Origin of the sequence: Hydrogenophaga sp. (assembly GCF_018780075.1) — a bacterium.
Lineage (GTDB): Bacteria > Pseudomonadota > Gammaproteobacteria > Burkholderiales > Burkholderiaceae_C > Hydrogenophaga.
On record NZ_JADMKB010000021.1, the window covers coordinates 1 to 18,801 of the forward strand.

At 70.4% G+C, this 18,801-nt stretch carries 16 protein-coding genes and 2 pseudogenes; 8 read left to right on the forward strand and 10 right to left on the reverse strand.

The genetic code is table 11. The features are described 5' to 3' along the window. Together tynA and IV088_RS05455 are read left to right on the forward strand one after the other, a co-directional pair. Positions 1–431 (forward strand): annotated as a pseudogene (tynA, locus tag IV088_RS05450) (primary-amine oxidase); the annotation flags it as partial. 140 nt (positions 432–571) lie between these two features. Beyond that, positions 572–1,123, forward strand: a complete 552-nt coding sequence (locus IV088_RS05455; RefSeq protein ID WP_291098818.1) for a glycine zipper 2TM domain-containing protein — start codon at positions 572–574, stop codon at positions 1,121–1,123. 55 nt (positions 1,124–1,178) lie between these two features. Here the strand turns inward: IV088_RS05455 and IV088_RS05460 are convergent, their stop codons facing one another. After that, a complete protein-coding gene (locus tag IV088_RS05460; protein ID WP_291098821.1) occupies positions 1,179–2,174 on the reverse strand; it encodes a helix-turn-helix domain-containing protein in 996 nt (331 codons plus the stop codon). 218 nt (positions 2,175–2,392) lie between these two features. On the opposite strand from IV088_RS05460, the gene IV088_RS05465 reads away from it, so the two are divergent. The 6 genes from IV088_RS05465 to IV088_RS05490 all read left to right on the forward strand — a co-directional run bounded on the left by IV088_RS05465 (position 2,393) and on the right by IV088_RS05490 (position 10,204). Further along, the gene (locus IV088_RS05465) at positions 2,393–3,913 is read left to right on the forward strand and encodes an APC family permease (protein WP_291098823.1); all 1,521 of its coding nucleotides are present in this window, start codon (positions 2,393–2,395) and stop codon (positions 3,911–3,913) included. A gap of 30 nt (positions 3,914–3,943) precedes the next feature. Beyond that, positions 3,944–4,711: an SDR family oxidoreductase gene (locus IV088_RS05470; protein ID WP_291098826.1), complete on the forward strand. Its 768-nt coding sequence runs from the start codon at positions 3,944–3,946 to the stop codon at positions 4,709–4,711. Positions 4,712–4,722: 11 nt separating this feature from the next. After that, positions 4,723–6,135: an ethanolamine ammonia-lyase subunit EutB gene (locus IV088_RS05475; protein WP_291098829.1), complete on the forward strand. Its 1,413-nt coding sequence runs from the start codon at positions 4,723–4,725 to the stop codon at positions 6,133–6,135. Beyond that, a complete protein-coding gene (eutC, locus tag IV088_RS05480) occupies positions 6,132–6,977 on the forward strand; it encodes an ethanolamine ammonia-lyase subunit EutC (protein ID WP_291098832.1) in 846 nt (281 codons plus the stop codon). Before IV088_RS05475 ends, eutC begins: the two co-directional genes overlap by 4 nt. A 148-nt stretch (positions 6,978–7,125) precedes the next feature. Continuing rightward, the gene (locus IV088_RS05485; protein ID WP_291098834.1) at positions 7,126–9,423 is read left to right on the forward strand and encodes a hypothetical protein; all 2,298 of its coding nucleotides are present in this window, start codon (positions 7,126–7,128) and stop codon (positions 9,421–9,423) included. Positions 9,424–9,523: 100 nt separating this feature from the next. Continuing rightward, positions 9,524–10,204 (forward strand): DUF4286 family protein, encoded by a 681-nt coding sequence (locus IV088_RS05490; protein ID WP_291098837.1) that lies wholly within the window; start codon positions 9,524–9,526, stop codon positions 10,202–10,204. A gap of 50 nt (positions 10,205–10,254) precedes the next feature. Here IV088_RS05490 and IV088_RS05495 read toward each other — a convergent pair whose 3' ends face one another. The 9 genes and pseudogenes from IV088_RS05495 to IV088_RS05535 all read right to left on the reverse strand — a co-directional run. Then, complete coding sequence (locus IV088_RS05495) at positions 10,255–12,453, reverse strand: copper-translocating P-type ATPase (RefSeq protein ID WP_291098840.1); 2,199 nt, start codon at positions 12,451–12,453, stop codon at positions 10,255–10,257. Between the two features lie 181 nt (positions 12,454–12,634). Continuing rightward, positions 12,635–13,402 carry a hypothetical protein gene (locus tag IV088_RS05500; protein ID WP_291098843.1) on the reverse strand — a complete coding sequence of 256 codons (768 nt, stop codon included), beginning with the start codon at positions 13,400–13,402 and terminating at the stop codon, positions 12,635–12,637. Continuing rightward, the gene (locus IV088_RS05505) at positions 13,399–14,055 is read right to left on the reverse strand and encodes a cysteine hydrolase family protein (RefSeq protein WP_291098845.1); all 657 of its coding nucleotides are present in this window, start codon (positions 14,053–14,055) and stop codon (positions 13,399–13,401) included. Before IV088_RS05505 ends, IV088_RS05500 begins: the two co-directional genes overlap by 4 nt. Before the next feature lie 5 nt (positions 14,056–14,060). Continuing rightward, a complete protein-coding gene (locus IV088_RS05510) occupies positions 14,061–14,852 on the reverse strand; it encodes a creatininase (protein WP_291098848.1) in 792 nt (263 codons plus the stop codon). Between the two features lie 13 nt (positions 14,853–14,865). Continuing rightward, a complete protein-coding gene (locus tag IV088_RS05515; protein ID WP_291098851.1) occupies positions 14,866–15,804 on the reverse strand; it encodes a DMT family transporter in 939 nt (312 codons plus the stop codon). Continuing rightward, complete coding sequence (locus tag IV088_RS05520; protein WP_291098854.1) at positions 15,801–16,562, reverse strand: SDR family NAD(P)-dependent oxidoreductase; 762 nt, start codon at positions 16,560–16,562, stop codon at positions 15,801–15,803. Before IV088_RS05520 ends, IV088_RS05515 begins: the two co-directional genes overlap by 4 nt. Next, positions 16,559–17,344 carry an SDR family NAD(P)-dependent oxidoreductase gene (locus IV088_RS05525; protein WP_291098857.1) on the reverse strand — a complete coding sequence of 262 codons (786 nt, stop codon included), beginning with the start codon at positions 17,342–17,344 and terminating at the stop codon, positions 16,559–16,561. The genes IV088_RS05520 and IV088_RS05525 overlap by 4 nt, the downstream gene beginning before the upstream one ends. Then, positions 17,341–18,351, reverse strand: a complete 1,011-nt coding sequence (locus IV088_RS05530; RefSeq protein ID WP_291098860.1) for a fatty acid desaturase — start codon at positions 18,349–18,351, stop codon at positions 17,341–17,343. Before IV088_RS05530 ends, IV088_RS05525 begins: the two co-directional genes overlap by 4 nt. A 76-nt stretch (positions 18,352–18,427) precedes the next feature. Next, a pseudogene (locus tag IV088_RS05535) lies at positions 18,428–18,801 on the reverse strand (nitrate ABC transporter substrate-binding protein); the annotation flags it as partial.

Here is an 18,801-nt window from a genome sequence, read left to right on the forward strand (position 1 = left end):
TGCTGAGCAACGGCAGCAAGACCAACAAGGTGGGCAACCCGGTGTCGTACCAGCTCATCCCCTACGCGGGCGGCACGCACCCGGTGGCCAAGGGCGCCAACTTCGGCAAGGACGAGTGGATCTACAACCGCCTGAATTTCATGGACAAGCAGATCTGGGTGACGCGTTACCAGGTGGGTGAACAGTTCCCCGAGGGCCGCTTCCCCAACCGCTCGAACAAGGACACGGGCCTGGGCCAGTTCAGTGCTGACGACCAGCCCATCGTGAACACCGACAACGTGGTCTGGCTGACCACGGGCACCACGCACGTGGCGCGCGCCGAAGAGTGGCCGATCATGCCGACCGAGTGGGTCAACGTGCTGCTCAAGCCTTGGAACTTCTTCAACGAGACGCCGACGCTGGGCCTGGTGCCGGCGCCGAAGGCGAAGTAAGCCCCTTCCCCAACCCACCCGACAGGCCCTTCACGGGCCTGTCGGCGTTGGGTGACATGCTGCAGCATTTGGATACCTCTGCGCATCGTGCGTTGACACAAGCTCCCTACATTGCAGACCACACAAGAAGGAGTGTTCACATGGACAAGTCAATGATGAAGGGCATCGCCGTCGGCGGGTTGGCCATGGTGGTGCTCGGCGCCAGCGGCGTCACCGGTTACCAGGCGCTGACGAAACCGAAGTTCGCCGACGTGGTCGCGGTGAAGGCCGTGCGCGACACCGTGGTGACACCCCAGGAGCGCTGCGGCTACGTGCAGACGCATCGGCAGGCGCCCGTGAAGGATCAGCAACGCATCGCCGGCACGGTGATCGGTGGTGTGGCGGGCGGCCTGCTGGGCAGCCAGATCGGCGGTGGCAATGGCAAGAAGGTGGCGACCGTGGCCGGGGCGGTGGCCGGCGGATACGCAGGTAACCAGGTGCAAAAGAACCTGCAGGAGAAAGACGTGATCACGACCAGCGAGCGCCGCTGCAGGACCGTGAACCTCAAGTCGCAGAAGCTGGTGGGCTACGACGTGACCTACCGGCTCGACGGCCGGGACGGCACGGTGCGCACGTCCTTCAAACCGGGCAACACGCTGCCGGTGAAGGACGGTCAGGTGGTGACCACGCCGCCAACCGACCTGCGGTCGTGAATCTGGGCGCTCCGACGGCTTCGCATTCAGGCGCAGAACAAGGCGCGAAGCCGTATCAGTGTCCGCCCGGGGGGCGGTGCCGCCGCAGCGTGTGCGAGGGGCACTCGCCGAACAGGGCCTGGTAGTCGCCCGCGAAGTGGCCGAAGTGCCAGAAGCCGAACTCGGTGGCGGCTTCGGTGACGGAGGCCGCGCTCTTCAGGCGGCGGCGCACGGCGTTGAGCCGCAGCGTCGTGAGCCAGGCCAGCGGGCCCATGCCCCAGCAGACCTGGAAGGCGCTCTGCAGCGTGCGGCGGCTCACGCCCAGGACCTCGCACATCTCGCCCACCGACGGTGGGTCGCCCAGCCGGCTGGCCACGTATTCGGTGGCGCGCACCACGAGCGCGCTCTGCCCGCTGGTCGCGCGCGCGTGGCGCTCGGCGGGGGCGGCCTCGCGCGGCGCCATGGCGAGCGCGATGCGGTCGAGCAGCTGGGTGCGCACCTGCTTGCGCAGCGGCGCGTGGCCCGCGCCCAGGCCTTCGGTCGCCGGCCCGGCGCTCTGGAACAGGTCCACCAGGAAGCCACGCAGTTCGCCGAGCACGGCGGGGTCGGCGTGGTGCAGGCCGGCGGTGGCGTGTGCACCGGCTGCGGGCGCGACATGGGCCTCGTACAGCGGGCGGTCCATCTCGATGCCGATCATCACGTGGCGCCGCGGCGACAGGAACTCGAACCCGTGGCGGCCCGAAAACACGTGCAGCGTGTCGGCGCTGGCGGCCAGGCCGCAGAAGCGGGCGTCGCCTTCGAGCGCGAGCGGCACGCCGATGGCGAACACGTCCTCGCGCACCCAGCCGGTCTGGTGCACCGACTGGTGCAGGTCTTCGATGAACAGGCCCACGCCGTCGAGCTGCAGGCGCTGCACCGTGCCGTCGAAGCGGCCGCGCGAGAGCTGCAGGTAGCGCTGGTGCCAGCCGGTGAGCGCGGCGGCCTGCTCGTCGATGTCGCCATAACGCGAGAAGGTGGCGCCGCCCAGCGCCGCACCCGACAGCGGCGCGCGCTGCACTGAAATGGGGGGCATGGCCGGGAGCATGGGCATGAAATGCAATAGCTGTGCCACGGGCGGCGGTGGCCCGCATCCTGAAACCGCGGCACGGCCGCGTCAATGACCGGCGGTCGGTTCGGTGGGTCGGGGCGCTTGCCAAAACGGGATAGCACGGCGCGCGCATCGGTGCTGGAATGCGCCCGTACCCACCGGCCACCCCAGACCGTTCGTGGGCCAACCCTCAGGAGAATGCTGTGTCCAGTGAACCTCTAGCGCACCACGACGAAGACCTGAAAGTGCTGCACAGCATGGGCTACGCCCAGGAGCTGGCGCGCAACATGAAGGGCTTCCAGAACTTCGCGATTTCGTTTTCCATCATCTGCATCCTCTCGGGCGGCATCAACTCGCTGGGCCAGGGCATCGGCGGCGTGGGCGGTGCGGCCATCGGCATCGGCTGGTTGCTGGGCTGCGCGGTGAGCTTCGTGTTTGCGCTGGGCATGGCGCAGATCGGCTCGGCCTACCCCACGGCAGGCGGCCTCTACCACTGGGGTTCCATCCTCGGCGGCCGCGGCTACGGCTGGCTCACCGCCTGGCTCAACCTGCTGGGCCTGGTCACGGTGCTGGGCGCCATCAACGTCGGCACCTACAACTTCTTCCTCGGCGCCTTCGGCAGCACGCTGGGGCTGGAAGGCAGCTTCGGCCTGCAGGCGGCGTTCGTGATCGGCATCACCGCGGTGCAGGCAATCGTCAACCACGTCGGCATCAAGGCCACGGCCAAGCTGACCGACCTCTCGGGTTACCTGATCTTCATCGTCGCGGTGGTGCTCACGCTCAGCCTGCTGGCCTACGCCCCCAGCTGGGACTTCTCGCGCCTGTGGACCTTCAAGAACTACAGCGGCCCGGCGGGCGGCGACGTGTGGCCGCAGACCGACAGCATGCTGATGCTGTTCGGCCTGGGACTGCTGCTGCCGATCTACACCATCACCGGCTTCGACGCCTCGGCCCACACCGCCGAAGAGACGCAGAACGCCGCCAACGCCGTGCCCAAGGGCATCATCACCTCGGTGCTGTGGTCGGCCCTGTTCGGCTACCTGATGCTGGTGGCGTTCGTGCTCGCCATTCCCGACATGGACAAGGCCGCAGCCAGCGGCTGGGGCGTGTTCTTCTCCACGCTGGACGCGGTGCTGCCCGGCGGTCTGAAGCAGACGCTGTACATCGGCATCTTCATCAGCCAGTTCATCTGCGGCCTGGCCACGGTCACCTCGGCCTCGCGCATGATCTTCGCCTTTGCGCGCGACGGCGGCCTGCCGGCGTCGGCGGCGCTCAAGCGTGTGCACCCGGGCTTTCGCACCCCGGTGGCCGCGATCTGGACGGCCGCCATCATTTCGGTGCTGTTCACCCTCTACACCCCGGCCTACACCACCATCGTGTCGGTGACGGTGATCTTCCTGTTCCTGTCGTACGGCATGCCCATCGTGGCCGGCTTCTTCGCCTACGGCGGCCGCTGGACCAAGATGGGTCCGTGGGACATGGGTCCGGTCTACCGCGTGGTCGCGGTGCTGGTGGCGCTGTGTGTGGCGCTGATCTTCTACCTGGGCGTGCAGCCGCCCAACGACGCCGCACTCAAGATCACGCTGGCCTTCCTCGCCTTGACCGCGGTGGTGTGGTTCGGCTTCGAGCGCCGCCGCTTCAAGGGCCCGCCGGTGGGCGACGAAGTGAGCAAGCGCCAGGCGCAGATCGCCGCCGCGGAAAAAGCCCTCGACGCGGCCGCCTGAGCGGCACCGCAGAGACCCAGGGAGCACGCCATGGGAGAACGCCTGAAGGGCAAGGTGGCGCTGGTTTCGGGCGGCGCCACCGGGGTCGGCGGCGCGGCCTCGAAGCTGTTCGCCGCCGAGGGGGCCAGCGTCGCGGTGCTCGACATCAACGCCGAGGCCGCCGAAGCCACGGCGCAGGCGATCCGCGACGCGGGCGGTGACGCGATGGCCGTGGTGGCCGACGTGTCGCTGGCGGGGCCGGTGGACGCGGCGGTGGGCGAGGTGCTCAAGCACCACGGCCGCATCGACGTGCTGTTCAACCACGCCGGCAGCATCGTGGTCAAACCCTTCCTGGATACCACCGAAGCCGAGTGGGACCGGCTGATGGCGGTGAACGTCAAGAGCATGTACCTCGTGACGCGAGCGGTGCTGCCGGGCATGCTCGCTCGCGGCAAGGGCGCCATCGTCTGCACCTCGTCGATCTCGGCCGTGGCGGGCACGCCGATGGAGGTGCTCTACGACACCACCAAGGGCGCCTGCCACATGTTCGCGCGCGCCATCGCGGTCGAGTACCGCGACCGCGGCATCCGCTGCAACGCGGTCTGCCCCGGCTTCATCCGCACGCCGCACGGCCTGCGCGAGGTGGACGCGCTGCAGAAGCTGGGCGTGGACGTGTCCGAGGCGGCGCTGGCCGTGGCGCAGGGCCGCATCTGCGAGCCGGAAGAGGTGGCTGCCGCCGCACTGTTCCTCGCCAGCGACGAGGCGAGTTTCATCAACGGAACCCACCTGTTTGTGGACAATGGCTTCACCGCCGTCTGATCCCGGGGACCATGACCTATTCGCACACCGTCAATGCCCAGCGCCACACCTTCGTCGACCTGCGCGACCTGATGGCGCGCGCCACGCCGCTGCGCTCGGGCGACCGGCTGGCGGGTGTCGCGGCGAACAGCGCGGCCGAGCGCATGGCGGCGCAGATGGCGCTGGCCGAGCTGCCGCTGCGCACCTTTCTCAGCGAAGCGGTTGTGCCGTATGAAACCGACGCGGTGACGCGGCTGATCGTGGACACGCACGACGCCGCGGCCTTCGCGCCGGTCGCGCACCTCACGGTGGGCGACTTCCGCAACTGGCTGCTGTCCGATGCCGCCACCAGCGAGGCCCTGGCCGCGCTCGCGCCGGGCCTCACGCCCGAGATGGTGGCCGCCGTCTCCAAGATCTGCCGGCTGCAGGACCTGGCGCTGATCGCGCGCAAGTGCCGCGTGGTCACGCGCTTTCGCGGCACCATCGGCTTGGCCGGCCGCATGGCCACGCGCCTGCAGCCCAACCACCCGACCGACGCCGCCTCGGGCATCGCGGCCAGCCTGCTGGACGGTCTGCTGCACGGCAGCGGCGACGCGGTGATCGGCATCAACCCCGCGACCGACAACGTGCCCCAGGTGGTGCGCCTGCTGCAGATGCTAGACGGCGTGATCACGCGCTACGGCATCCCCACGCAGAGCTGCGTGCTCACGCACGTGACCAACACCATCCAGGCCATCGAGCGCGGCGCGCCGGTGGACCTGGTGTTCCAGTCCATCGGCGGCACCGAGGGCACGAACCGGAGCTTCGGCATCGACCTGGCCGTGCTGGGCGAGGCGCGTGAGGCCGCCTTGTCGCTGAAGCGCGGCAGCGTCTTTGAGGACGGCCAGCGCGGCGACAACGTGATGTATTTCGAGACCGGCCAGGGCAGCGCGCTCTCGGCCGGCGCCAATCAGGGCTGCGACCAGCAGACCATCGAGGCGCGGGCCTACGCGGTGGCGCGGCACTTCAAGCCGCTGCTGGTGAACACGGTGGTGGGCTTCATCGGGCCGGAGTACCTGTACGACGGCAAGCAGATCATCCGCGCCGGCCTCGAAGACCACTTCTGCGGCAAGCTGCTGGGCGTGCCCATGGGCTGCGACATCTGCTACACCAACCACGCCGAGGCCGACAGCGACGACATGGACGCGCTCATGACGCTGCTGGGCGCGGCGGGCTGCAGCTTCATCATGGGCATCCCGGGCTCGGACGACATCATGCTCAACTACCAGAGCACCTCGTTCCACGACGCGATGGTGCTGCGCGACCTGCTGGGCCTGCGCGCGGCGCCCGAGTTCGAGGCCTGGTTGCAGAAGATGGGCGTGTTCGAGCCGGGCGAGGGCTCGCGCCTCGCGCGTGAGTTGCCTGAGGCGTTTGCGCCGGTGCTGGCGCGGCTGGGGTCGCCATGAACCCAGAAGACGTCAGGCCACTGAACACGCTGGACGAGGTGCCGCACGTCACCCCCGCCGGCTGGGGCACGCTGCGCCGCTTCACCGACGCGCGCATCGCGCTCGGCCGCGCCGGCCACAGCCAGCCCACCGCGCCCCACCTCGCCTTCCAGCTCGCGCACGCGCAGGCCCGCGACGCCGTGCACCTGCCCTTCGACGCGCACGGCGTGGCCGCGGGCGTGCAGGCGCTGGGGCTGGACGTGATCCACCTGCACAGCGCCGCCGCCGACCGCGCGACCTATCTGCAGCGCCCCGACCTCGGTCGCCGGCTCGACGACGCTTCGCGGGCCTTGCTGCAACAGCGGCAGGCCGGGCCAGTCGACCTCGCCTTTGTGGTCGGCGACGGCCTCTCGGCACTCGCCATCCACCAGAACGCCGTGCCCCTCATCGAGGCCACGCTGCAGCGGCTGCAGAGCGACAAACACCCGTGGACCCTCGGGCCGGTCGCCATCGTCGAGCAGGCGCGCGTGGCCGTGGGCGACGAGGCGGGCGCGGGCCTCCTGGCGCGCTGTGTGGTGGTGCTGATCGGCGAGCGCCCGGGCCTGAGTTCGCCCGACAGCATGGGCCTCTACCTGACCTGGGCCCCGATGCCCGGCCTGACCGACGCGAACCGCAACTGCATCTCCAACGTGCGCCCGGCGGGCCTGGCCATCGAGGCCGCCGCCACCAAGCTGGTGCACCTGCTCGCGGCGGCGCGGCAGGGGCAGGTCAGCGGCGTGGGCTTGAAGGATCACACCGACGACCACGCGTCCGCGCTCGGCGGCGCCAGCGACCCGTCGCACAACTTCCTGCTCGGGCCCTGAGGCACGAGAACTTCGCGCCGTTCGTCACCTGCGTGGACGGCACCTCCACCGCATGGAGGATGTGTTCCCTCCCTTTGTTGATGCGCGCCCGCGCAGTGCTTCCTAGCATGGTCGCTCCACGGCATGTTGCCGTCCTCAGGAGTTCACCATGGGCACCGACATTTCCAGCGTCGTCGACAAGGCCTTGTTGTCCGACGCGTGGGCCTTGAAGCTGCGCGAGCAGCACCTGCTCGGCCCGCACATCCTGGGCATCGAAGTGACGCAAGGCATCCAGTACTTCCGCGCGTCGCGCCACCTGACCGACCCCGCCGACCGCGGCCCCAACAACACCCTGCGACTGGTGGCCTACAAGACCGCCTGGGTGCGGGTGTATGTGCGCGCCGGCTGGGGCGGGGCGGTGAACCTGACCGGCCACCTGCAGGTGAGCGCGATCCGCAGCAAGCGCTGGCTGCCGGTGTGGACCGACGTCGGCACGCTGACGCCCCAGACGCCCGGCACCGTGACGGCGCAGTCGCTGCCCGACTACGCCACCGAGCGCGGCACCATCACCGCCACGCTCAACTTCATCGTGCCGGCCGAGGACATGGCCGGCACCATGGCGTTCAAGGCCAACATCTGGCGCGCCGACGACGCGACGGCGGCCATCGTCGACACCGAAACGGTGGAGGCCGACGTCTCGCTGCTGCAGACCTTGCGCGTGCGCGGCCTGATGGTGGCCTACAACGGCCCCAACGCGGCCGGCAACGGCACGCTCAACATCGCCGCGCCCACGGTGGGCCAGCTGCAGACCACCGCCGCCTGGTCACACACCATCTTCCCGGTGCAGGCCGACGGCGTGTTTTCGAGCGCCGGCACCGTGACCCTGACCGTGCCGCTCACCGGGTCGCCGCCGAACCCGGGCGGTTGTTCGGCGGGCTGGATCACGCTCAACGGGCAGCTCGCGGCGGCCAAGGCCAACGACGGCAACCGCACCGACGTCGTGTACTACGGCCTGCTGCCCAACGGCGTGCCCATGGGGCCGGTGATCGGTTGCGCGAGCAACGGCGTGACCTCGGGCGGGGTCAACAACGGCACCACGATGGCGCACGAGCTCGGGCATTTCGCGGGGCTGCCCCACGCGCCCTGCGGCACGCCCGGCAACGCCGCCTACCCGGCCTACGAACCCTACGACCCGGCCGGCACCCCGACGGCGTCCATCGGCGAGTACGGGCTCGACATCAACAACGGCGCGATCCACCAACCCAACGAAAAGGACTTCATGTCCTACTGCGGCCCCCGGTGGACATCGATCTTCACGCACCAGGTGCTGATCGACAACGCGATCTTCGCCCCCACGTCGGTCCATCCCCGCTTCCGCATCCCCGAGCTCTACGACCCGTGGCTGTGGCCCTGGGAGTACATCCCCGACCCGGCCCCGGAGCCCTGGGAACACTGGAAGGACCGCATCGAGGAGCTGCGCATGCGCCCCGTCATCACCCTGATCGGCACCTTCGAGCGCGACGCCTCGATCACCATGCAGCACGTGATGCGCGTGAACGCGCAGTCCGCCATCGCCACCGGCGTGCCCACCCAGATGGTGGCCGAGCTGGTGGGCGCGAACGGCGAGGTGCTGGCGAGCGCGCCGGTGATGCGCATCCCCGCCGACGCCCACGGCGGGGGCTGTGGCTGCGGTGGTGGCTGCGGCTGCGGCGACGGGGAACCCCCGGTGTTCGGCTTCCAGGCCATGGTCCCCGACGTGGGCCGCGGCGCGGCGCTGCGCATCGTGCACGTGGGCGCGCTGGAGGACGCGGACGGCAAGTTGCACCGCCCGCTCACCGTGGCCTGGGAACGCAAGGCCGCCGGCCGGTCGGTCAAGCTGGGCGAGGTCGGCGCGAAGGCCGGTCCGCGCGGTGTGACGCTCACCTGGAAGACCGACGGCGCGGGTGCCGACGGTGCGGCCGTGAGCTGCTCGGTGCAGTTCAGCAAGGACGGCGGGCGTTCGTGGAACGGCTGCGCCGTGGGCATCACCGAGGGCAAGGTGCAGATCCCGGCCGACGCGTTGCCCAGCGGCAAGGTCCAGTTCCGGGTGCTCGCGCACGACGGTTTTGACACGGTGATGCGCACGTCGGACGCGGTGGAGATCGCGGCGCGCGCGCCCAACGTGTCCATCATGAACCCCAGCGTCGGTGTGCGCGTGGAAACCGCCACGCCGATGCGCCTCTGGGCCCACGCGCAGAGCGGTTCGGGCCAACGGATTCACGGCGAGGCCTTCGAGTGGCGGCTGGACGGCGAGACGGTGGGGGTCGGGCGCGAGCTGTGGATCATCGCGCCGAAACCCGGGACCCACGAGGTGACGGTGGTCGTCACCGACGGCCGCATCAAGGGCGAAGCCAGCACCGCCTTCACCACCTTCGGCCCCGACCGCGACACGCTGCCCCCGCGCAAACCCGGTCCCCGCGGCCGCTGACGCCACCCCCGCGCGCGCCCCGCGAAGGCCAAGCCCGCGGGCGCGCGCAGGGGCGCCAGTTCTGGCATTCTTGGGGCCCCTCAACGGATGGAGATCCTGAATGTCGCTTCTCGGAAAAGCCTGCCTGGCCATGTGGTGGGACATGGCCCCGGACATGCGGGCCGAGTTTGAACACTGGCACTCGCACGAACATTTTCCCGAACGCCTGGCGATCCCCGGCTTTCAGCGCGCCTCGCGCTTCACCAGCGCCGACGGTGGCGAAGGCGTCTTCGTGATGTACGAGCTGGAGGCCCACGAGGTGGTGGCTTCGCCCGCCTACCTCGCTTCGCTGAATGCCCCCTCGCCCTGGTCCACCCAGATGATGCCGCACCACCGGAACATGGTGCGCAGCCAGTGCCAGGTGCTGGCGAGCCGGGGCGCGGGCGTGGCCCGGCAGGTGCTCACGCTGCGGCTCTCGCCCGCGAGCGGTCGGGCCGGTGAACTGCAGGCCTCGCTGGCCGCGCGCATGCCCGGCTGGGCAGGGCAGCCGGGCCTCGCCGGCGTGCACCTGCTGCGGCACCAGCCCCCGGCCATCGCGCAGACCACCGAGCAGAAGATCCGCGGCGGCGACCAGGCAGCCGACTGGGTGCTGGTGGTCTGTGGCTACGACGCGGCGGCGCTGGACGCCTGGGCGCCCACGGCGGTGTCGGAATCGGCGCTGGTCGCGCTGGGCGCTCGCCCGGGGCAGGTGCGGGGGCGTTACGCGCTCTCGCTCTCGGCCACGCCGGCCGACATGCGCTGACGGCGGGGCGGCGGTCACCCGCCGTCCACCGCTTCGCTGAAGGGCCTGGCTCAGTCTGGCCGGATCCGGGCGTGGCGCAGCCGCAGGGCGTTGCCGATGACCGAGACCGAACTCAGGCTCATGGCCAGCGCGGCGATCATCGGCGAGAGCAACCAGCCGGTGAACGGGTAGAGCAGACCCGCCGCCAGCGGAATGCCCAGCGCGTTGTACACAAAGGCGAACGCCAGGTTCTGCTTCATGTTGGCCACGGTGGCCACCGAGAGGTCGCGCGCGGTGGCGATGCCGCGCAAGTCCCCCTTCACCAGGGTGAGCTGGGCGCTGTTCATGGCCACGTCGGTGCCGGTGCCCATGGCGATGCCGACATCGGCGCGCGCCAGCGCCGGCGCGTCGTTGATGCCGTCGCCCGCCATCGCCACCACGCGGCCTTCGGCCTGGAGTTGTTCGACCAGCTTGAGTTTGTCGACGGGCTTGACCTCCCCATGCACCTCGTCGATGCCCAGGCGCTGGCCCACGGCGCGCGCGGTGGTCAGGCCGTCGCCGGTGGCCATCACCACGCGGATGTGGGCCTGACGCAGCGAGGCCAGGGCATCGGCCGTGGTGGCCTTGACCGGGTCCGACACCGCCAGCAGACCGGCCAGTTTCCGGTCCACCGCGAGGTGCATGACGCTGGCGCCCTGACCACGCAGGGCTTCGGCTTCGGTGGCCAGTGGTGACACGTCCACCCCGAGTTGCTGCATCAGCGCGGTGTTGCCCAGCGCCAGCGACCGCGAACCCACGACACCTTTCACGCCGATGCCGGATTCGGAGTCGAACTGCTCGGGCTTGTCCAGCACCAGCCCCTGCTGTTTCGCGGCGGCCACGATGGCGGCGGCCAGCGGGTGTTCGCTGCCCTGGTCGAGGCTGGCGGCCAGTCGAAGCACCTCGTCTTCGGGGTAACCCGCGAAGCCCACCGCCCGCTCGAAGCTCGGCCGCCCTTCGGTCAGGGTGCCGGTCTTGTCCACGATCAGCGTGTCCACCTTGCGCAGGTTCTCGATGGCGGCGGCGTCGCGGAACAGCACGCCGTGCGTGGCGCCGCGCCCGGTCGCCACCATGATCGACATCGGCGTCGCCAGGCCCAGGGCACAGGGGCAGGCGATGATCAGCACGGCCACGGCGTTGATCAGCGCGTAGACCCAGCTGGGTTCGGGCCCGAACAGGCCCCAGCCCAGGAAGGTGAGCAGGGCGGCGACCACCACGCCGACCACGAAGTAACCCGCCACCTGGTCGGCCATGCGCTGCATGGGGGCGCGCGAGCGCTGCGCCAGGGCCACCATCTGCACGATCTGCGCCAGCACGGTGGCCGAGCCCACGTGTTCCGAGCGCATCACCAGCGCGCCGCTGGTGTTGAGCGTGGCGCCGATCAGCGTGTCGCCCACCCGCTTGGTGACGGGCAGCGGCTCGCCGGTGAGCATGGATTCGTCGAGTGCGCTGCTGCCCTCGACCACCGTGCCGTCCACCGGCACCTTCTCGCCGGGTCGAACGCGCAGCAGATCGCCCACGTGCACGTGGCCCAGCGGCACGTCTTCTTCCTGACCGTCGGCCCCGATGCGGCGCGCGGTCTTGGGCGCCAGGCCCAGCAGCGAGCGGATCGCGGCCGACGTCTGCGAACGTGCCTTGAGTTCCAGCAATTGCCCCAGCAGGGTGAGCGAGATGATCACCGCCGCCGCTTCGAAATACACCGCCACGCGCCCCATGGAAACAAACGAATCGGGGAAGACCTGTGGGGCCACCGTGGCCACCACGCTGTACACAAAGGCCGCACCGGTGCCCAGACCGATCAGGGTCCACATGTTGGGGCTGCGGTTCACCACCGACTGGGCGCCGCGCGCAAAGAAGGGCCAGCCCGCCCACAGCACGATGGGCACCGAGAGCATCAGTTCGATCCAGCTCTGCACCGCCATGTCGAACCAGCCCAGGCTGTGGCCGAACATGGCCAGCACGGTCACCACGACGGTGAGCGGCAGGCTCCACCAGAAGCGGCGCTGGAAGTCCTTGAGTTCGGGGTTCTCCTGCTCATCCAGCTCGGGCAGCAAGGGCTCCAGCGTCATGCCGCACTTGGGGCAGTTGCCGGGGTGGTCCTGCCGGACCTCGGGGTGCATGGGGCAGGTGTAGACCGTGCCCGGCGCGGCGGGCGGCACGGGCGCCGCCGGGGCATTGCCCGGGTGGCCGTGGTGGTGATGGTGGTGTCCGTGGCCGGTGTTGTGGTCCATGGCAGGTGCCCTTTCAGCGCTGCAGCGGGTTCGGCGGCCGGTCCTGTCTTCGCGCCTGTGCGCCACCGGGCGGCCGGTCAGGAACACAGTCTGGACCTTGCCCACGTGTCAAGGTCAAGCCGGGTCGGCCGACCGGTGGCGCAGCACCCTGCCGGCCCCGGCGCGTCCCTGCCAACGCCGATCAGGGCGCGCGGGCGTCCCGGGCCTCGTCCAGCCACTCCAGCAGCTGCCACCGGCCCGCCAACGGGCCACGCTCCACGCGCGCATGGGCGGCGTCCACGCGGTGCAGCGCACAGGGCAGGGTCTGGCCTTCCAACTCGGGCCGGGTGGCGCGCTCCACCGCCCACTCGCCGTGCGCCATCGGGCCAAAGGCGATGTCAAAGTCCAGCCACGCCGCCGCGCGGTCGGGGTGGCGCTGCACCACGTCGCCCAGGGTCTCGTCGGGCCGCAGGTCGGCCGGCCAGGCGGCGGCGCGCGGACGCAGGTGCATGAGGAACTGCCCCGCCACCAGCAGGCGCTCGGCGGTGGGCTGGCCGTCGGCATCGAGCCGGGCGAGCGCGATGCGCCGGCCGGTGGAGCCGGGCAGGCGCTCCCACACCTCCAGGTAGGTCCCGTGAAGGCCGGTCTCGATCACGCGCGAAGGCGTTTCAAACACCATGTGGCCGGCGTCGGGCGTGCTGCGCGGCGGCTGCATGTCGATCACGCGCTGCCAGGTGCAGACCTCGGGCTGATCCGGGTCGGGCCGGGTGATGGCGGTGGTGCCGGCGAAGCCCTGTTGTTGCGCCAGGCCCTGCGGCGTGCGGCGGTCGGCGTCGGCGGGCACGCGCAGGTCGCCGTGCCACAGGCCGGTCTGCAGCCAGCGCACCCAGGTGGTGGTGTCGCGGCCCCCGGGCGTCTCCAGCAGCGTGCGTGCCCACACGCCGTGGTAGCACTCGGGCACAACGCTCATGCAATGACCTGCGCGTGTTGCAAGGCCTCGACGACCTCGCAGGTGCTGCGGACTTTGCCGAAGATGCCGCCCTCGACACCGATCATGGCCAGCGCCGGGGCCTGCAGCTCGGGCTGGCTGGCGGCGGTGGCGTCGCCCACCGTGGTGCAGACGTAGCCCCGGTCCACGGCTTCGCGCAGCGTGGAGTGCACGCAGACCTCGGTGGTGACACCGCAGAGGATGAGCCGCTGCACGCCGTGCCGCCGGAGCACACCGCCCAGGGCCGTGTTGTGAAAGGCGCCGTAACCCGGTTTGTCGATCACGACCTCGTCGGGCAAGGGGCGCAGCGCGGACACGAAATCGTGGCCCTGCTCACCTCGCACCAGGAGGCGCCCGAGCGGGCCGGCGCTGCCGATGGGCGCGCCCGCCGCGACGCTGCGCGCCATCTTCGCGGGCGGGCAGTCCGACAGGTCGGGCAGGTGCCCTTCGCGCGTGTGCACCACCAGCAGGCCGGCGGCGCGCGCGGCACCCAGCAGGCGCTGCACCTGGCCGACCACGGCCCGCATGCGCGCGATGTCGATGCCGGCCTGGTCGGCGTAACCGCCGGGGCTGCAGAAGTCGCGCTGCATGTCGATGACGATCAGCGCGGCGGCGTAGGCGGTGTCGATGGGCATCGCGTTCAGCCCTGGGGGCGGGTGAAGCCGGTGGTGATGGCCTCGGCCATGCGGCGCGCCACCTCGTCGGCGAGCAGCTGGCCTTTGGTGGCGTCGGAGCCCCTGGCCGACGAGAGCACGCCCGAAGGCGGCACCCAGTCGGTGCGCGGCGGGTACATGTCGTAGGGCGGGAAGTCGGCCGGGCCGTCGTCGGGCAGCAGGTCCATGCGCACCAGGCTGGGGTGGTGGTGCAGCATCATGGACGTTTCCAGCACGGCAGCGTGCTCCAGCGCGAAGCCGGGGAAGCCCTCGGGGAACACGTCACCCAGGGTCTCGGGGGTCATGAAGTCCCAGTACTCCAGCCGCATCACCTGCAGCGCACAGGCCGGGTCGGCGGCCTTGGCGTCGCGCAGGCCGAGGTCGATGCCCTCGATCAGGAACCACTGGTTTTCGTAGTGGCCGTTGACGATCACCAGCTTCGTCACACCGTGGCGCGCGAACTCGCGCACCGCGTCGCGCACCTGGCCGATCAGCGTGGCGGCGTCGACGCTGGTGGTGCCGCAGAAATGTTGCCCGCCGCCGCACTTGGGCTGCGACTTGTAGCCGTAGCTGAGCGTGGGCGCCACCAGCCCGCCCACGCGCGCGGCGGTGTCGGCCGCGACCGCACAGGCGAGCAGGCCATCGGTGCCCAGTGGCAGGTGCGGGCCGTGTTGCTCCAGCGCGCCCACGGGCAGCAGCACGGGCGGGTGGTCGGTCCGGATGCGCGCCTGGTAATCGAGCCAGGACAGTTGATTCATCCACACGGTGGGGGGGTTCATCGGGTCTCCGGTGTCAGGCGGTGGTGTCGGCGGTTCGGGTGGCTGTGGCGTCGGCGGGTGTGCCGCCCAGCGCCTCCACCCCTGCCGCTGTAGCAATGAGCGCGCCACCCGCCCAACCCAGGGGCGTGAGGCTTTCGCCGCCGAAGGCGATGGCGGTGCCGACCGAGACAACCAGCTCGGCCAGCAGGATCACCCCCGCGCGGCTGCTCTCCAGGTGGCTCACGCCGTACTGCCAGGTCACGGTGGCGAGCAGCATCCAGCCGAAACCGTAGGCCAGCAGCGCCAGCCACACCAGCGGCCCCATCGCCGACAGGGTGGCGGACAGGCCGGTGCCGCTGAGCCCGGTGGCCAGGGCCGAGAGCAGGCCGCAGCCGATGAAGACGCAGAAGGTCTTGGTGCGCAGGGGCACGCGGTGCGCGGCGCGCGCGATCACGTTGTTGGCGGCGAAGGCGAAGCCGGCCGAGAGCGAGAGCGCGTCCACCCAGGTGAAGGCCAGCGCCGCGTCGCCGCCCAGGCCCGGCCCGCCGAGCACCATCCACAGGCCCACGATGGCGGCGGCCACGGCCAGCCAGCGCGTGAGCGGGATGCGCTCTTTCAGGAACAGCCAGCCGCCCAGCACCGACCACACGGGTGAGAGGTAGAACAGGAACATCACGCGCACCACGTCGCCCAGCATCAGCGCGTTGACGAACGAGGTGTTGGCCCAGCCTCCCACAAAGGTGAGCGCCAATACCAGCGCCCACTGCGCGCGCCAGGCCGCGCGGTCGCGCCAGAGCAGCGCCACCGCCAGCAGGCCCACCGAGCCGTAGGTGATCAGCGCCACCAGCGGCCCCGAGAGGCCCTGCGCGATGAAGCCCTTGAGCGGCATCCACGACAGGCCCCAGAGCGAGGCGGAGAACAGCAAGACGCCGGTGGCGACGCGATCAGAGGGCTGGGTGGGCAGGAGGTTCATGTCATGACGGAGCCACCGTTTGGGCCGAGCACCTGACCGGTGTAGAAGCGGGAGAGATCAGACGCGAGAAAGAGCGCGCTGGCCGCGATCTCTTCGGGATCGCCCAGCCGGTGCTGCGGGATCGCGAGTTCTTCTTCCATCCACTCGGCGCTCATGTGTTCCAGCGAGACCATGGCGGTCGCGACCGGGCCGGGCGCGACGGCGTTGACGCGCACCTGCTGCGGCGCGAACTCGCGCGCCAGCGATCTGGTGAGGCCGATCACGCCGGCCTTGGCCGCGCAGTAGGGCGCGTAACGCTCGCGGCCGAGGATGCCGAGGTCGGACGCGATGTTGACGATGGCACCGCCGCCGCGCGCGACCATGCCGGGCAGCACGGCGCGGCACATGAGGAAGACCGATTTGAGGTCGGTGCCCAGCATCCGGTCCCAGTCGGCCTCGGTGGTGTCGAGAAAGGCCTTCTCCTGGATGATCCCCGCGTTGTTCACCAGCACGTCGATCGTGCCGACCGCCGCGAGGGCGCCGTCCACCAGGCGCTGCACGTCGGCGGCCTGGCCCACGTCGGCGCTGATCGCGACCGCCTCGCCGCCCAGGGCTTCGATGGCCCGCACCAGCGATGTGGCTTCAGTGTCTTGACCCAGGTGGTTGACCACCACGCGCGCGCCGGCCTGCGCGAACAGCAGCGCGGTCGCGCGGCCGATGCCGGTGGCGGCGCCGGTGACGAGCGCCGCGCGACCCTGCAAGGAGAGCGTGGGCGTCACAGCATCACCTCGCCGTGGCTGGGCGAGAGGCACTGGCCGGTGAGCGGCGCGGCGCCCTCGCTGGCGAGGAACAGGAAGACGCCCGCGAGCTGATCGGGCGTGAGCATCTGCGGCACCGCCTGGCGCGACAGGATCTCGCGCTCGACCTCGGCCTCGCTTTTGCCCTGCTCCAGCGCCATGGCCGCGAGCGAGCGCATCGCCGCCTCGGTGCGCACCCAGCCAGGGCAGACCGCGTTGACGCGGATGCCGCGCGGCCCCAGCTCCAGCGCGAGCGAGCGCGTGAGGCCCACGACCGCGTGTTTGCTCGCGCTGTAGGCCGAGAAGCCGGCCACACCGGTGCGGCCCCAGATGGAGCTCTGGTTGATCACGCTCGCGCCGCGCGGCAGCAGCGGCAAGAGCGCCTGCGTGAGCCGCACCATGGACGAGACGTTGTTGTCGAGCAGGCCGGCCCAGCTCACCATGAAGCCCGGGCCGGCATCCGCCAGCGGCGTGGGGTATTCGGTGCCGGCGTTGTTGACCAGCACGTCGAGCGGGCCGAAGCGCTCCTTCACCTGCGCCGCCACGGCGGCCACGGCGGCGTCGCTGCCGAGGTCGCACACGGCACTGTGCACCTGGGCGCTGTGCAGTTCGTCGACCAGCGCGTCCAGTGGCCCGGCCGCGCGGTCCAGCAGCATCAGCCGCGCGCCCTGCGCGAGGAAGCCACGCGACAGCGCACGGCCGATGCCGCCCGCCGCGCCGGTGATGAGCACCGTCTTGCCCTGCAGGCCGTAGTTCACAGTCACACCGCCGTCAGGAACGACACACCGACAGCGCCCACGAACCCGTCCGCGCGGTGCGGTGCGCCGGGTGGCAGCACCGCGCCGTAATCGCTCGCGAGCACGCGGGTCACGCGGTGGCGGTGGTAGGCGCGCAGCAGCTCGCCCACCGTGACCACCTGGGCGTTGCCCTCGGGGTAGAGCTCGCGGTGCAGGCGCGGCAGCTGGTACCAGGGCGCGACCGGGCGCTCGTGGTGCGCGTTGTGGAAACCGAAGTTGAGCCAGATCAGGTTGAGCCACCTGGCGTCCAGGCCCACCACGTCGCTGTAGGTGTTGGCCTGCTCGTAGGCGCGGTCGCGCACTTTGTCTTTCGGGACCGGCGTTTCGTCGAGGATGGGGTAGGCGTCGTAGGTGTGCTGGAAGCAGTCGGCAAAGCGCAGCAGGTGCACGAACAGCAGGTAGGCCAGCGCGTACAGCGCCAGCGCCTTGAGCGACCACGCCGCCAGCAGCGCCCAGGCCGTGAGACGCACCACGGCGACACCGATCACGCGGCCGCGTGCCGCCTTCTTGCGTTCGCCCAGGAAGGGCAGCGCGACCACGAAGCCGCGCATGACGAACTCGACCGCGGGGATGTGCAGCCACTCCAGCGCCAGCACCACGCGCCGCACCCGCGGGTGGGCGCGCAGGAAGCCCTGCAGGTCGAAGGTGATGACGTCGGCGCGCTCGACGTGGTGGCGCATGTGCTTGCGGCGCAGGTCGGCGAAGCTGGCGTAGCAGCTGCCGTTGATCCAGCTCATGAGCGTGCCCCAGCGTTCGTTGGCTTGCGGCGTGCGAAAGATGGCGTTGTGCGCGAACTCGTGGATGAAGTAGGCCGACCAGATGAGCGTCTGCGCCACCAGCAGCACGCCCAGCGCATTGAGCAGCCAGCTCGTCTGCCCCAGCAGCGCGATGCCCACAGGCCAGCCCAGCACGGTGAAGCTGATGGCGGCAACGTTCGGCCACACGCCGTCCTCGTATCGGAAAACCGGTTTCATGGAAGTGCCTTCAATGGAGAGCGCTGTCGTCACCGCACCGATGCCCTGGTGGGCAAAGGTGCCGGTGCCCCGGGATTTACTTGAGCGCCTTGACGAGGCTGGCGTCGAAGGTGGCTTCGGTGGCCGGGATGGTGGTGATCTGGCCCTTGGCCTTGAGCAACTGACCGATGATTTCGCCACTGGCGTAGTACGAGGTGGTTTCCTTCGCAGGCGCGAAGGCCTTGGGCATCTCGGCCAGCGGGATGTTGTAGACGCCGGTGAGCTGTTCCTTCACCTCGGCGGCCGACACGCCCATGAACTTGCCGATGATCTTGTGCGCTTCGGCGGGCTTGGACTTCATGTAGGCCATGCCGTCGAGGTAGGCCTTCATGATGCCGGTGATCTCGGCCGGCTTGGCCTTGATGACCTTGTCGTCGAACACCAGCACGTCGGCGATCAGGCCCGGTGCGT

What these genes read in the sequence shown, in the direction of transcription:
- IV088_RS05515 (WP_291098851.1), bottom strand. Translation starts at nt 15,804, where the DNA reads ATGAACCTCCTGCCCACCCAGCCCTCTGATCGCGTCGCCACCGGCGTC.
- IV088_RS05475 (WP_291098829.1), top strand. Translation starts at nt 4,723, where the DNA reads ATGACCTATTCGCACACCGTCAATGCCCAGCGCCACACCTTCGTCGAC.
- IV088_RS05455 (WP_291098818.1), top strand. Translation starts at nt 572, where the DNA reads ATGGACAAGTCAATGATGAAGGGCATCGCCGTCGGCGGGTTGGCCATG.
- IV088_RS05470 (WP_291098826.1), top strand. Translation starts at nt 3,944, where the DNA reads ATGGGAGAACGCCTGAAGGGCAAGGTGGCGCTGGTTTCGGGCGGCGCC.
- IV088_RS05485 (WP_291098834.1), top strand. Translation starts at nt 7,126, where the DNA reads ATGGGCACCGACATTTCCAGCGTCGTCGACAAGGCCTTGTTGTCCGAC.
- IV088_RS05505 (WP_291098845.1), bottom strand. Translation starts at nt 14,055, where the DNA reads ATGCCCATCGACACCGCCTACGCCGCCGCGCTGATCGTCATCGACATG.
- eutC (WP_291098832.1), top strand. Translation starts at nt 6,132, where the DNA reads ATGAACCCAGAAGACGTCAGGCCACTGAACACGCTGGACGAGGTGCCG.
- IV088_RS05510 (WP_291098848.1), bottom strand. Translation starts at nt 14,852, where the DNA reads ATGAACCCCCCCACCGTGTGGATGAATCAACTGTCCTGGCTCGATTAC.
- IV088_RS05460 (WP_291098821.1), bottom strand. Translation starts at nt 2,174, where the DNA reads ATGCCCCCCATTTCAGTGCAGCGCGCGCCGCTGTCGGGTGCGGCGCTG.
- IV088_RS05495 (WP_291098840.1), bottom strand. Translation starts at nt 12,453, where the DNA reads ATGGACCACAACACCGGCCACGGACACCACCATCACCACCACGGCCAC.
- IV088_RS05530 (WP_291098860.1), bottom strand. Translation starts at nt 18,351, where the DNA reads ATGAAACCGGTTTTCCGATACGAGGACGGCGTGTGGCCGAACGTTGCC.
- IV088_RS05500 (WP_291098843.1), bottom strand. Translation starts at nt 13,402, where the DNA reads ATGAGCGTTGTGCCCGAGTGCTACCACGGCGTGTGGGCACGCACGCTG.
- IV088_RS05490 (WP_291098837.1), top strand. Translation starts at nt 9,524, where the DNA reads ATGTCGCTTCTCGGAAAAGCCTGCCTGGCCATGTGGTGGGACATGGCC.